The sequence below is a fragment of the Hymenobacter lapidiphilus genome (assembly GCF_013377885.1).
Taxonomy (GTDB): domain Bacteria; phylum Bacteroidota; class Bacteroidia; order Cytophagales; family Hymenobacteraceae; genus Hymenobacter; species Hymenobacter lapidiphilus.
The window spans coordinates 39,006-52,827 of record NZ_JABKAU010000034.1; the positions used below are offsets into that span (position 1 = coordinate 39,006).

Here is a 13,822-nt window from a genome sequence, read left to right on the forward strand (position 1 = left end):
CTGCCGCGAAGATAGTGCTATTGCCCAACCCAATGGTCGGCAGCAACCCCCTTCTTCTGCTATTCAGGCCCCAAAATTACTACTGTGGCCCGAACTGAGCCCTAAACTACTGAGAACGGCGTTTGGTTCGGCGGCCAGCGCCAGGGGCCTACTCCTCGTCGGAACCAACCGGGCTCTGGCCACTTAGATAACCGGCCGTAAACACGTGGTACTGGTCGAAAATGGAGCGTACCGAGCGGCGCAGTACCATTTCGCCCCGCGGCCCGGCCGGCACGCTTACGCCCGAGGCATAACCGTTCCAGATGGCTTTGTTCGAGCGGTTGTCGATGAGCGTGACGAGCAGTGTGCCTTCTGAGAGCAGCAACCGCACCGGCTGGTAGCCTTTGCGCGCATCTTTGGGCGTGTCCTCGTCTTCGGCATTGCCGTTGCTCACCCACTTGGTAAAATCTTCCTGCTGATAGCCGCGAAAGCGCATATCGCCTTCGAACAGATGAAAGTTTACCAGCAGATCGGGCTTGCGGCGGGACGAGCGGTAGCCCTGCACTTTGAGGCGGGTACGGATGGCGTCGCGCACGGCCTCACCCAGCCGGCTGGTGTCGGAGTTGAGGCCCTCGCCGCTCACGAACTCGTAGGTGCGGTAGCGCCGGAACTGCCCGGCATAGCTGTAGTCAGATTCGACGCGGGCCTCCTGCGACATCAGGCAACCCGACAGCAGCATACTCGCGCTGCCTAGTAAAGTAATCGTCCAGTTCATAAGCGCGTGGGAGTTAGTAGGTCGTGCTTACTAAACTACGAAAACCAACGCGCTTATCGATTGACTATCAGCCGAAAAAGCCCTTATTTTTTTACCCCATCTGGCTCCATCCGCCCCAGAGCAGCCGCAGGAAGCCCAATAGCTGAAAACTTATCTTGCGGAGCGAGTGTGGCGGCGCAGCTGCAGCGCCTTTATCTGCTCCAGCAGCTCGCCGCTGCCGGGGCCGCGCACCTCCACGCCGGGTATCAGCTCCTGCACCGGCCGAAACGTAATGGGTGCGGCCGGCGCGCCGGCCTCCCGCAGCCACTCCTGCAGCTGTTGGGCCGAGCTCAGGTACACAATCGGGCCCAGGCCCAGCCAGCCGTGGGCGGCCGCGCACATGGGGCAATGCTCGCCGCTGGTGTAGAGCGTAGCTTCCCGTCGCTCCTCTTCCGACAGATTTTCGCCGGCCCAGCGCACCAGCTCTAGCTCGGGGTGGGCCAGGTTATTCAGCTCGTTCACCCGGTTGCGGGCAGTGGCCAGCACCGCGCCGTTGCCACCCACCAGCACCGAGCCAAACGGCTCGTCGCCGGCTTCCAGGGCCTGCTCGGCCAGCGCAAGGCAGTGGCGCAGGTGTTGGAGGTCGGTTTCGGTGAGGAATTTGGACGGGTGGGGCATGGCTAGTAGTGGATAGGTGCGCTATGCGGATTTACCAGGGACGTAGTGGGGGGGCAGCAGTTTCGTGCGTATTTGGTGTAATGCATTGCTTCGCCCCTGATTGTTAGGCATTTACGAAGATAGCGGATAGAAAGCACTTAATTGTCACCCGGCAAAAAACTTAGTTAAGTGTAGAAAAATTTCGAGAATAACGTCACCCGTCATTTTTGCAAAACCCATTTTAGGTGTAGTGATTCTTATTCCCAAACTAACAGTCCGACGGCAGAAATAAAATACACAATAAAAATAAGCGTGTCCAGCATGTTTATACTGCGCTCATCGAAAAGGTCTGTCCTACTCCTTGATACGGCCACAAATTCTTGCTTCTGAATATTTAAACTTAGGATTCTTAATAGTTGAAAAAGCAAGAGAAGAATAATTGTATTCCTAAGTCCAGTAGCTGCATGTCCATTTGCCAGCTGTAAAGTGGGGTCGTCTCTCAACTGGAGATACATGAAGAGATGAAAAAATCCAATACCCGTCCAGATTAAGAACACAGCGAAATTTCTTAGAGAGCGATAGTTGAAAAAGTAAAGAAAAAGATGAGTCCCTAAGATATAGCCTAGCAAGTAATTCGGTGTATCTCCAAGGTCAATTATTTCTTTGTAACCTATGTAAATTGTAACGCTTAATAAGATGTAAATGAAAATTGAAATGTAATCCCAAGATCGAAGTCGGTCGAAGTAGAAGGTTCGTTGTTTCAAGAGTTATTATTATTATTATTATTATGAAGCTGTTTAGAAAGTCAAAAGGACGTCATGCTGAGCTTGCCGAAGCATCTCTACCGTTTCGTTACAGTCATTCAGCGAAGCGGTAGAGATGCTTCGGCGAGCTCAGCATGACGTTCTAATTGATTCCGGGTACTTCCTAAACAGCTTCTATGCCTAACACCATGATTGACACTACTCAATGCTTTATAAGTTGCGTCAAGAGTACCACCATTGGTATGCTTCCCGAAACTTACCCCTATTCCCCGACTTCCCCAACAATCCCTACTGATACCCTGCCGCCTGAAGCTTGAACAGCTCAGCGTAGCGGCCACCCTTGGCCAGTAGCTCCTCATGGCTGCCAATTTCCACGAACTGCCCGTTTTCGATAACCAGGATGCGGTCAGCCATGCGCACGGTGCTGAAGCGGTGGCTGATGAGGACGGCAGTTTTACCCAGCGTTAGGTCCTTGAAACGCTGGAACACCTCATACTCAGCGCGGGCGTCGAGGGCAGCAGTCGGCTCGTCGAGAATCAGGAGTTGGGCGTCGCGCATGTAGGCGCGGCCCAGGGCTATTTTCTGCCACTCGCCGCCGCTCAAATCCACGCCGCCGTTGAAGCGGCGGCCAATCATCTGGTCGTAGCCGGCGGGCAGCTTGGCAATTACCGAGTCGGCGAGGCTTTGCGCGGCGGCCTGCTCGATGCGGGGGCGGTTGTGCTGCTGCTCGATGCGGCCCACGGCCAGGTTCTGGCCGGCCGGCAGCTGGAAGCGCACGAAGTCCTGGAAAATGACGCCAATTTCCTGGCGCAGCTCCCGCGGGTCGTACTCGCGCAGGTCGTAGCCGTCGAGCAGGATGCGGCCCTCGGTGGGGTCGTAGAGGCGGGAGAGCAGCTTGACCATGGTGGTTTTGCCGGCCCCGTTCTCACCCACCAGCGCCAGCTTCTCGCCGGCCTGCAAGTGAAAGTTAAGGTGACGCAGGGCCCATTTTTCGGCGTTACGGTACTGGAAGCCCACGTTTTCAAACGTAAAGCCTTCACGGATAGGATTGGGAAAAGGCCGCACCGGCTGGCTTTCGTCGCGGCGGATGCGGGGCTGTAGCCGGAAGAAGTCGAAGAAATCCTGCAGGTACAGCGCCCCTTCGGCCACCGCGCTGAAGCGGCTCAATATGCCTTCGAGCAAACCCCGCATGCGGGCAAACGAGCCGGCCAGAAACGTGAGCTGGCCAATGCTGACGGTCCCGGCCACGGCCTCCATAATAATATACACGTAGGCCGCGTAGTAACCCGCCGCGCCCACCGCCGCGAAAAACGTACCCCAACCAGCCCGCTTAACCACCAGCGCCTTGTTCTTGGCGTAAAAATCATCCGACAACGTGCGAAACCGATCCGTCAGAAAGGTCGACAGGCCGAAGATTTTAACCTCCTTGGCCGTGTCATCGGAAGCCCCGGTCTGGCGCAGGTAGTCCAGCTCGCGGCGCTCGGGCGTCCAGCCGTGTACCAGCGAGTAGCTACGCTCGTTGAAGTGCGACTCGCCCAGGAAGGCCGGCACCACGGCCACCAGCAGCAACACCAGCAGCCACGGGTTGAACGCTACCAGCCCCACGGCCAGAAAACCCATCGTAATGGCATCCTGGGCCTGGCTGAGCACCTGCGACATGAGCACGGTGCGCGAAAGGGTCTGGCGGCGGGCCCGCTCCAGCTTGTCATAAAACGTGCTGTCCTCGAACTGGTCGAGGTCCAGCTCGGCGGCGTGCTCCATCAACCGGATGGAGGTCTGGTTGGCAAACAGGTCGCCGAGCAGCGAGTCGAGCAACGCAACGCCGCGGCCCAAAGCATCAGACAGAATGGCCAGCCCAAACTCCAGGGCCACCAGCGTCAGAACCGGCGTCAGCTCGCGGGCCTCGGCCGGCTGACGACTCAAACCAATAATGGAGTCGAGAATAAGCTGGGCTACGTAGAGCATGGCCACCGGCAGGGCCGCCCGCAACAGGCGCAGTGCCACGTTGCCTAGTGTCAGGACCGGGCTGGTCTGCCAGATCAGGCGCAGGAAGGCCGGCAGGTTTTTGAGGGCCGAAAACCGCTCGCGCACCGAAAGGGCGGGCTTGCCGTCGGCGCGGGGCTTTTTAGCGAAGAAGGAATCAGAAGGAGCCATAGGCCCCTTGTACGGCACACTTCGGGCCGGGGTGCCGGGGCGGCCGTTTTGGCAGGCTTCGTTCGGAAAATACGCTACCTTACGGTCGTTATTTCTTTCCACCTCTGGCCACGGGCACCGGCTTTATTGTGCTGATTATGAAACGGATGAGTACGCCAGGGCTTCTATGCCTGATTACCCTCATGGCCCGGGCTCAAACCGCCAGCTTAGCCTTCGAGCCGACCTCGTGGGAGGCCGCGCTGGCGAAGGCCCGGCAAACGCAGCGGCCCATTTTTGTGTATGCCTACGCGCCCGGCTGCCATTTCTGCCAGGAAATGGAAAGCATCACTTTCCAGGACCCCACGGTTGCGGCCTACTACAATGCCACATTTGTGGCCTTTAAGGTGAATACGGAAGTTGATACGGCCTTCACCCGCCGCTACGATATTGCCTCCTTCCCCACCTACCTCTACCTCGACGAAGCGGGCAACCCGCTGCACCGCGGCGGCGGCGCGAAACCGGCGGCTGACTTCGTGGCCGATGCCCGGGCAGCATTTGCGCCCGAAACGGCGTTTTACGGCCTGCAACGGCAGTACCAAAGCGGCAACCGCACGCCCGATTTGCTCTATCGCTACTCCCGCGCCCTGAACTTTCCTACCCGAAGAGAAGTCCCGCAGGCCCAGGTGGTGGCCGAATACCTGACCACGCAAACCGCGGAGCAGCTGCGGAGCGAGCAGAACCTGCGCTATATTTTTGCCCAGTACACGCCGCAGACCAACCGCTTTTTCCTAACTCACCAGGCTGATTTCGCGCCCTGGTTTTCGGCGAAGGAGCGGCAACAAAAAGCAGATTGGGCGCTTAGAGGCCTGGCATCCGAGGCGGGTGAACAACCCGATAACCAGGCGTTCCAGGAGCTTCAGCAACTCATCAAAACCAGCTTTGCTGATACCGCCCAGGCCAGTGCCCTTGCGACCATCAACTTCTTGGAAATGCGTCGCGACTGGGCTGGGTACGCGCAAGCCACGCGCCGGTATAGCCAGTTGCCGGCCCCTGATAAAAATAGGCTGATCAATACGGCGAAGTACGTTTACTACTTTGGCAAGGAGCAAGGGCCAACCCGGCAACAGCAGGCCGTGGCGGCGGTGCTGGACCTAATGCCGGTGCTGCTGAAGCAGGAGCGCAACTACGAAAACCTGCTGCTGCACGCGCAGCTGCTGCTGCAGGCCCGGCGTGAGTCTCCAGCCCGGGCGGCGGCGCAGGCGGCTTTGCAACAGGCAAAACTGCAGAAAGAATCGGGGGAAGAAGCTCAAGAGCTGCTGCAGGCGCTCAACGCCAAAGCGAAAAAGTAAGCTGCTGCCGAATGCATTCGGCAGCTGATGCAGCAGTGATAGAACGCCCGGCGCTACGGGGCGTACTTTTACCGTTCCGGTCGCCGTTTTGTCTTCTATGCTCCACCGCCTCACCTTCGCCCCCTTCCACGATGCCGATGCCGCCACTTGGTTTGCGAACCTGGGCGATGCACTGGAAGCCGACGGCGCTACCGGGCTGCTGCTGGCGAACTTAACGGTATCCGAGGCCCTGACGCTACCTGCCGTGGCCGTGCTGCCGGGCCGGGTGGTGGTGCTGCAGCCAAGTGCCAAAGCATTGGGCACCACCACGCAGGCACAGCAAACGGCGCTGGCGGCTTGGCTAGGCACATGGCCCGAGCTGCCAGCGGTGCCGGCCGCGGCCATTACAGGTTTCATCATTGGGTCCGATTCGGCTGATAAGGCCACTGCCTGGCCCATCACAACGCTCGAACGCCTGCCTCAGCGGCTGCGGGCACTGCCCACAACACTGCTGCTACCCGATACCCTGCTGCAGCGATGGGCAGAAAGCCTCACCGAAGACGAGGAAGAAGCAGAGGAAGAGGAAACATATCCGACAGCTTTCTGGGAGCAGAAAGCCCGGCAGCTCTGGAACTGGCTCGGGGCCGCCGATGTGCCCGCCGACCCACCCTATGGCACCGCCCCGGCGCAGCTGGCACCGTCCACCGATGCAGCCGCCGAGCAGCAGCGGCTGGAGCAGCTCCGGCAGCAGCTGTTTGCCGAGCTAGAGCAGCAGCGCCTGCAAATGGAGGCCCGCGAGGCTGCCCGTGAGCAAAGCATTACCCAGCTCCGGCAGCAGTTGGCCACCACACCATCGGCCGCCGCCGAAGTAGCTACCCTGCAGGCCCGGCTGGCCGCCGAAACTCAGGAGAAAAACGCGCTGGCCGCCGCCATTACGGCTTCGCGCCAGGAAGCAGAAGTCCGCAACCGGGAGCTGGAGGCCCGCATGCAGCAGCTGGGCCAGCAAGTAGCGCAGCTTCAAACCCGCCCCACCGCCACAGTTTCGGCGGCGGCCGCTCCAACTACTATTGTGCCTGCCGCTGCCGCTCCGGGAACTGCGTCAGCCTCGTCGGCACCGGTCGTTAAGCCGAGGCCGGGCGGTTTACACCCCGCCACCGCCACAGCGCAGTGGCGGCTGCAGTGGCCCCGGGCAGCGTTGGTGCTGGGGCTGCTGGCTGCTATCGGGGCAGGGGGCTGGGCCGTGCAGCACTATGTACGCCCACCGGCCAGCAGTGGGGAAACCCGCAGCCAGCCTCGCGAAGATCAGCCTGACACCGATGAGGAGAATCTGGAAGCCGCCGCCCCTACCCTGTTCGATATCCAGCCCGACACCATGCAGCTAGAGCCGGAACCAACCGATTCGGTAGAGGGAACGGCCCCGGAGCCCATTGAGCCCCGGCCCGAAGAAACCATGGACTCGGTAGCAGCTCCGGACGAGGGCATCTGAGCGGGTTGCAGGTTAGTGTAGGTAGGGGCAGGGCTTAGCTTCGCCCACCGCTAAACGATTATCGCCAGACTGTGGGCGAGGGCAAGCCCCGCCCCTACATCGACCACTGAACAGTGATGGGGAAGTGTGCTTGAAAGGCCCCCTTGAGCGGAGCACTGCCGCTTCATGATGCGTCCGAAACCGTTGTATTCCGGCGGCCGCGGGCCGGGCCGGTAGCGCAGGTCGGTAAGCGGGCGTCCTTTCTTCTGATTACGCAAAAAGCGCTGCTTTTCCAACTTTCCTTTCCGGCCCGGCGGCGGTAACTTTACTCTTCGCGATGGGTCCTGATGGCCCGGCGCGCTCCAATTATGGCCGTTTTTTCGCACCTGCACTCCCACACCCAATACTCGCTGCTCGATGGGCAGGCCTCCATTTCGGGCCTGATGAAAAAAGCCCAGGCCGACGGTATGCCGGCCGTGGCCCTCACCGACCACGGCAACATGTTCGGGGCGTTCAACTTCGTGGCCGAGGCCAACAAGTACAACGTGAAGCCGATTGTGGGCTGCGAGTTCTATATGGTGGCCGACCGTCACAAAAAGGCCTTCAGCCGCGAAAAAGGCGAGCGGGACAAGCGCTACCACCAGCTGCTGCTGGCCAAGGACCAGGACGGCTACCACAACCTGAGCAAGCTGTGTTCGATGAGCTTCATTGAGGGCGTGTACGGCAAGTTCCCGCGCATCGATAAGGAGCTGCTGCTCCAGTACCACAAGGGCCTCATTGCCACATCCTGCTGCATTGGCGCCGAGATTCCGCAGGCTATCCTGTTCCAGGGCGAAGCTCAGGCCGAGGAGCTGCTGAAGTGGTGGCTCGACGTGTTCGAGGACGATTACTACATCGAGATTCAGCGCCACGGGCTGATGAACTTCGATGGCACCGGCAAAAGCCAGGAAGACGTGAACCAGGTATTGCTGGGCCTGGCCCGCAAGTACAACGTCAAGGTCATCTGCACCAACGACTCGCACTACGTCGACCAGACCGACTTCGCGCCGCACGATATTCTGCTGTGCGTGAATACCGGCGAGGAGCACAGCATCCCGGTGGGTGACTTCCAGACCCAGTATTTCCGGATGATTTCGCAGGACAACAAAGTCCTGTATGACCACCTCGACAACCTGCGGCCTCTGGCCGGCCAGGATGCCGCCGTGCGCCGCCAGCTCCAGCGCATCGACGAGGAGGCCCAGGCCCCCCGGCCCAAGTCGCGCTTCGGCTTCGCCAACGACCAGTTCTATTTCAAGAGCCAGGCGGAGATGAGCGCCCTGTTCGCCGACGTGCCGGAAAGCGTGGACAACACGAACGAAATCGTGGATAAAATCACGCCGCCCAAGCTGCAGCGTGACATTCTGCTGCCCAACTTCCCGATTCCGGTTGAGCACGCCAACGCCGACGCCTTCCTGCGTCACCTCACCTACCAGGGTGCGTTCGAGGGCGAGAAGCGTCGCTACTCCGAGCGTACTCCCGAAATTGAGGAGCGGCTGGACTATGAGCTGCGCGTGATTGAGACGATGGGTTTCGCGGGCTACTTCCTTATCACCCAGGATTTCATCAACCACGGCCGCAACAATGGCGTGGCTATAGGGCCGGGCCGGGGTTCGGCGGCCGGTTCGGCCGTGGCCTACTGCGTGGGCATCACCAACATCGACCCCATCAAGTACTCGCTGTTGTTCGAGCGTTTCCTGAACCCCGAACGGGTGTCGATGCCCGATATCGACATTGACTTCGACGACGTGAACCGCCAGCGCGTGATTGACTACGTGGTGGGCAAGTACGGCAAAACCCAGGTGGCCCAGATTATCACCTTCGGTACGATGGCCGCCAAATCGAGCATCAAGGATGTGTCGCGGGTGATGGATTTGCCGCTGGCCCTGGCCAACGACCTCGTGAAAATGGTACCCGACCAGGTGGGCACCACGCTCACCAAGGCCTTCGCCGAGAACCAGGAGCTCGACATGATCCGGCGCGACGACGCGCCCGACAACCTGCGCGGCCACATTCTGCGCCTCGCCACCCAGCTCGAAGGCTCGGTGCGCAACACCGGCATCCACGCGGCGGGCATCATCATCGCCCCCGACGACATCACCAAGTACATCCCGGTTTCGACCTCCAAGGAATCGGAATTGCTCATCACCCAGTTCGACGGCAAGGTGATTGAGAGTGCCGGGATGCTGAAAATGGACTTTTTGGGTTTGAAGACACTCACGATTATCGTGGATGCCATCAACCTGATTGAGAAAAATCACGGCGTCAAAATCGACATCGACGAGATTCCGATTGACGACCTGAAGACCTACGAGCTCTACCAGCGCGGCGACACCATCGGCACGTTCCAGTTCGAGAGTGAGGGCATGCGCATGTACCTCAAGGACCTCAAGCCGACCAACATCGAGGACCTGATTGCCATGAACGCCCTGTACCGCCCGGGCCCCATGCAGTTCATTCCCAACTTCATCAACCGCAAGCACGGTCGCGAGGCTGTGGAGTACCCGCACGAGTTGCTGGAACCCATCCTGAACTACTCGCAGGGCATTATGGTGTACCAGGAGCAGATTATGCAGGCGGCCCAGATTCTGGCCGGCTACTCGCTGGGCGGCGCCGATTTGCTGCGCCGGGCCATGGGCAAAAAGGACATGAAGAAGATGGCCCAGGAGCGGGACAAATTCTGCGAGGGCGCCAAGAACCTGCACGGCATCGTGGCTAAAAAAGCCAACGAGGTGTTCGACGTGATGGAGAAGTTTGCGGCTTACGGCTTCAACCGCTCCCACTCGGCCGCCTACTCGCTGGTGGCCTACCAGACCGGCTACCTCAAGGCCCATTACCCGGCCGAGTACATGGCCGCGGTGCTCACCAACAACATGGGCGACATCAAGAAGGTGACCTTCTTCATCGAGGAAGCCCGCAAGCAGAACGTGGCCGTGCTCGGGCCCGATGTCAACGAATCCATCCTCAAGTTCAACGTGAACAAGCAGGGCCAGATTCGTTTTGGCATGGCGGCCGTGAAGGGTGCGGGCGAAGCCGCCGTAGAAGAAATTGTGCAGGAGCGCGAGAAGGGTGGCCATTACGCCGATATTTTCGACTTCTCGCGCCGGGTGAATCTGCGGGCCGTGAACAAGAAAACATTCGAGAGCATGGCCCAGGCTGGCGCCTTCGACTCGTTCGACCGCTACCACCGCCGCCAGTTCCTGGAAGCGCCCGGCAACGACCAGAGTCTGATTGAGAAGGCCATGAAAGTGGGCCAGCAGCACCAAGCGGCCAAGGAATCGGCCCAGCAAAGCCTGTTTGGCGGCGGCGGCGGCGAAATGGCCATTCCGATGCCCAAGATTCAGGACATGGAGCCCTGGAGCCCCACCGAGAAGCTGCGCCGCGAGAAGGAAGTGGTGGGCTTCTACCTCTCGGGCCACCCTTTGGACGACTTCAAGCTTGAAATCGACTCCTACTGCACCTGTGGGCTCGATAAGATTGAGAGCTACAAGAACCGCGACATTACCGTAGCCGGGCTGATTTCCAACGTGCTGTTCAAAACCACCAAAACCGGCCAGCCCTTCGTCAGCTTCAACATCGAAGATTACGATTCGAGCCTCAACCTGGCTTTGTTCCGCGACGATTACTCCAAGTTCTCGGCCCTGATAAACCCGCGCAACTACGACAAGGAACAGGTGCCGCCCATGTTCATGCGGGGCAAGTACGCCCAACGCTTCCGCGACTCCGACCAGTTCGAGTTCAAAATCATGACCATGGAGCCGCTGTTCAATGTGGCCGAAAAGCTGGCCAACGGCGTGCGCGTGCAACTCGATTTGCGCACCATTACCGAGCCGTTCATGGACCGTTTCATGGAGGCCGTGGAAGGGGCCGCCGGCTCCAAAAAGCTCGAAATCAAATTCGCCGAGCCCCACGAGCACCTCGCCGTAGACACCTATTCGCGCCGCTACCGCATCGAGCCCAAGGAGTTCATCCGGCGGATGCGGGAGATGGAAATTGAGGCCTGCCAGCTGATCTAAACTTCAGCTGTTGCAGATGTAATTGATAACGCTGATTTTTACTGCCGCTATAACTCGCTGAGTTGTAGCGGCAGTTTTTTTCAGGTTATGCTATACTGCAGAATGTCGTTATTATTTCGCCGTGGCCTTGTGGTGCTGGCTGTGTTATGGGGTGTTTTGCTGGCGCCGGCGGCCATGGCGCAGTATTATCTCGACGTGAGCCGCCAGACGATTAACCTGCCCTCCCGCACGGTGCATGTGGAGCAGGTGGTGGATGGCCGGCCGGGCAAGCCACCGATTGGCATGGTGTACCGGGGCCTCGACAATCGTTCGAAGCTGATTGTGTTCCGGCGGGGCCTGGAGGCAGAGCTGACTGATCTGCTCCGGCAGCAGCTGCCGGCCCGGCCCGACGACCATGCCATTGTGCTGTGCCTGCGCCAGCTGCGGGTGGGCGAGCAGCTCAATGGCCTGACCGAAAAAGCCAGTGCCGACCTGGCAGCCGACGTGTACGAGCATCTTCCCGACGGCTACCATTTTGTGCGCAGCGTGTCAGCGTACACTTCTGCGCGTGCCCTCGAAACCACTTCGCTCCACGCCGAGCACGTGGCGCTGCTGCTGCAAAAGTGCCTGGAGCAGCTCACCACGCATAATTGGGCCGAACGCACCGCCGGCCCGGCGCTTACCCTCGCCCAACTACCCACCGACGTGCCTACCATCTCCGCCACGGCTACTGCCGGAGCCGGGCCCGCTATTCTGCGGGAAATTCCCCGGCCGGGTGTCTACTACACCTTCGAGCAGTTTCTGGCCAACACGCCTGCCCCCGAGTTGAGCGCCTCAACCGATACAGTGGCCTTTGGCTTCGGGCCGCCACAAGCCCGGTTGCTCTGGCTCGGTATACCCCGGTTGCGGGTTAAAATTTTAAACGAGAAAAACCAGAGTCAGCCCACGAAGCAGGTCTGGGGATTTTCGGATGGCCGCCAGCTGTTTGTGCAGCACCAGAAGCGGTTTTTTCCGCTCCACCGTCACCGCAACTTTTTCACCTTTGTGGGCGAAGCACCTCCCGACGTAGCCTACATGCAGGCCCGGGCCACTGGCAGTGCGGCCGTTGTGGGCGGACTGGCTGGAGCCCTGCTGACTTCCGGCATGGCGGCAGGCATCGACCACTCGGCCGAGCCAATGGGCTACGCCGTAGACATGCGTACCGGCGCGGCCGGGCAGTTCCCGAACCCATTGCTGCCAGCGCCGCACCGCACCGATACGGCCTACATTTATATGTACCGTTACGCCGACACTTCTACCGCGCCGGTTTCGTTTTCGCTCGACAATCAAACCGTCGGCCCGCTGCCAGTACGCGAGTACCTTGAGATTCCGTGGCCCGACCCCGGCCAGATGTTGCGCCTGTGCCTGGAATTACCCGGCCTGCCCTGCCAACTCATCATTCCCAACCCAGCGGGCCTCAACTACCTGCGGGTAACAGCCAACGGCGGAGCTACTAAACGTCCAATCTGCGAGTGGGTTAGCACTCAACAAGGCGAGGCCGACCTCAATGAAATCGACCGGCAACGCAACACGGGTCCACGTTAGCAACAGTTGACTAACGGGCATAAAAAATCCCCGCCCGGAATACCGGACGGGGATTTTGCAATGTTGGCTAAACACAAATACTAATCCGCCAAGTCAATTATTACTTCTGGTTAGACGTATTCTGGTCATTACGCACGCCCTTGGTGCCGAGCTTCTCCACCTCCACTTCGGTTTTGCGCACCGTGTCGTGGATGGTTTCTTCGCGCTGAGTTACTTCTTTACCAAGCGTTACTTCCTCCACCACACGAGCCTCTTTGGCTATTACGGCCCGTTCGGCACTCTCGGTTACTTCAATTTCACCCTCTTTAAAGGCATTGAAATCGGCTTCCGTGGCCGGACGATTTACGGCAGTGCGTTCTACGGTAACGTGCTCCTCACGCAGACGCACACTGGCTTCTACCGGACGCTCCACGATGCGGCTCCGTAGGCGGGCTCCACCGGTCTGCTCCACGCGCTTACCTACTTTCAACTCTTCCTCAATTACTTTGGCAGACATTTCGTTGTTACCGGCTGTCATCGTTTTGGCATCGTTGCCAGCGTTCATGGCGTTTGCCTGGTAACCAGTCTGCTGGGCTTTCTCGTCGACATCAACAGCTCCGGCATTGTCCATGATTTCGGCGGCCTTGTGGGCATGGTCGGCCGATTTGCAATGCACGGTTACCATCGAATTGCTGTTGCGGGCGGCATGAGAGTAACGGCTGGCATTATCGCTGTCGCCGCCGAACAGGTTATCGAAGAAGCTACCGATGCTGTCGCCGGTGCGGCCGGCGGCGTCGCCTGCGGCTTCGGTAGTAGTATTAGTGCTGTTATAGTAGTTGCTACCGTCTTTCGAGTCGCGAGAGATGGTATCGACATCGTCGAGCGAGAAGCCTGCGGTTTTAAGTTGTTGCGCAGCTTGATTGGCGTGAGCGGCGGTATCGAAAATTCCTACTACGGTCTGATTCATGGGATTCTGGTTCATGGGATTGATTTATAAAATGTTTGAAAAGAAAGGTTTTACTGTTGGGTGTCACCCGCTGCCGGGTCTGCGGTGGTGCGTGTCACCTCGATATGCTCCTGGCGCAACTGCACGGTGCTGGTGAAATGCTCCTCCACCACGCGTTTGCTGATACGCATTTCCTCTACCA

The 13,822-nt window shown here is 59.3% G+C and carries 9 protein-coding genes; 4 read left to right on the plus strand and 5 right to left on the minus strand.

What is annotated here, in order from left to right; all coding sequences use genetic code 11:
* Nucleotides 1-148: 148 nt before the first annotated feature.
* The 3 genes from HW554_RS15765 to HW554_RS15775 form a co-directional block, all read right to left on the minus strand.
* Nucleotides 149-754 (minus strand): DUF4136 domain-containing protein, encoded by a 606-nt coding sequence (locus tag HW554_RS15765; protein ID WP_176909541.1) that lies wholly within the window; start codon nt 752-754, stop codon nt 149-151.
* A gap of 150 nt (nt 755-904) precedes the next feature.
* Entirely contained in the window at nt 905-1,411 is a 507-nt protein-coding gene (locus HW554_RS15770; protein WP_176909542.1) for a nucleoside deaminase, read from the minus strand.
* 1,031 nt (nt 1,412-2,442) lie between these two features.
* Entirely contained in the window at nt 2,443-4,308 is a 1,866-nt protein-coding gene (locus tag HW554_RS15775) for an ABC transporter ATP-binding protein (protein WP_176909543.1), read from the minus strand.
* Nucleotides 4,309-4,490: 182 nt separating this feature from the next.
* Here HW554_RS15775 and HW554_RS15780 point away from each other — a divergent pair, with 182 nt between their 5' ends.
* The 4 genes from HW554_RS15780 (at nt 4,491) to HW554_RS15795 (ending at nt 12,695) form a co-directional block, all read left to right on the plus strand.
* Nucleotides 4,491-5,636: a thioredoxin family protein gene (locus tag HW554_RS15780; protein ID WP_176909544.1), complete on the plus strand. Its 1,146-nt coding sequence runs from the start codon at nt 4,491-4,493 to the stop codon at nt 5,634-5,636.
* Between the two features lie 97 nt (nt 5,637-5,733).
* The gene (locus tag HW554_RS15785) at nt 5,734-7,101 is read left to right on the plus strand and encodes a hypothetical protein (RefSeq protein ID WP_176909545.1); all 1,368 of its coding nucleotides are present in this window, start codon (nt 5,734-5,736) and stop codon (nt 7,099-7,101) included.
* Nucleotides 7,102-7,448: 347 nt separating this feature from the next.
* Nucleotides 7,449-11,132: a DNA polymerase III subunit alpha gene (gene dnaE / locus HW554_RS15790; protein ID WP_246285339.1), complete on the plus strand. Its 3,684-nt coding sequence runs from the start codon at nt 7,449-7,451 to the stop codon at nt 11,130-11,132.
* Between the two features lie 102 nt (nt 11,133-11,234).
* On the plus strand, nt 11,235-12,695 hold the full coding sequence (locus tag HW554_RS15795; protein ID WP_176909547.1) for a hypothetical protein: 1,461 nt from the start codon (nt 11,235-11,237) through the stop codon (nt 12,693-12,695).
* Between the two features lie 100 nt (nt 12,696-12,795).
* On the opposite strand, the gene HW554_RS15800 is transcribed toward HW554_RS15795, so the two are convergent.
* Both HW554_RS15800 and HW554_RS21110 read right to left on the minus strand, forming a co-directional pair.
* Nucleotides 12,796-13,656 carry a YsnF/AvaK domain-containing protein gene (locus HW554_RS15800; protein WP_246285341.1) on the minus strand — a complete coding sequence of 287 codons (861 nt, stop codon included), beginning with the start codon at nt 13,654-13,656 and terminating at the stop codon, nt 12,796-12,798.
* A gap of 35 nt (nt 13,657-13,691) precedes the next feature.
* On the minus strand, nt 13,692-13,811 hold the full coding sequence (locus tag HW554_RS21110) for a DUF2382 domain-containing protein (RefSeq protein WP_394354322.1): 120 nt from the start codon (nt 13,809-13,811) through the stop codon (nt 13,692-13,694).
* Nucleotides 13,812-13,822: the final 11 nt, after the last annotated feature.

Excerpts from the sequence above, each read along its gene's own strand:
- dnaE (WP_246285339.1), top strand. The coding sequence starts at position 7,449 with ATGGCCGTTTTTTCGCACCTGCACTCCCACACCCAATACTCGCTGCTC.
- HW554_RS15800 (WP_246285341.1), bottom strand. The coding sequence starts at position 13,656 with ATGAACCAGAATCCCATGAATCAGACCGTAGTAGGAATTTTCGATACC.
- HW554_RS15785 (WP_176909545.1), top strand. The coding sequence starts at position 5,734 with ATGCTCCACCGCCTCACCTTCGCCCCCTTCCACGATGCCGATGCCGCC.
- HW554_RS15765 (WP_176909541.1), bottom strand. The coding sequence starts at position 754 with ATGAACTGGACGATTACTTTACTAGGCAGCGCGAGTATGCTGCTGTCG.
- HW554_RS15775 (WP_176909543.1), bottom strand. The coding sequence starts at position 4,308 with ATGGCTCCTTCTGATTCCTTCTTCGCTAAAAAGCCCCGCGCCGACGGC.
- HW554_RS15780 (WP_176909544.1), top strand. The coding sequence starts at position 4,491 with ATGGCCCGGGCTCAAACCGCCAGCTTAGCCTTCGAGCCGACCTCGTGG.
- HW554_RS21110 (WP_394354322.1), bottom strand. The coding sequence starts at position 13,811 with ATGCGTATCAGCAAACGCGTGGTGGAGGAGCATTTCACCAGCACCGTG.
- HW554_RS15770 (WP_176909542.1), bottom strand. The coding sequence starts at position 1,411 with ATGCCCCACCCGTCCAAATTCCTCACCGAAACCGACCTCCAACACCTG.
- HW554_RS15795 (WP_176909547.1), top strand. The coding sequence starts at position 11,235 with ATGTCGTTATTATTTCGCCGTGGCCTTGTGGTGCTGGCTGTGTTATGG.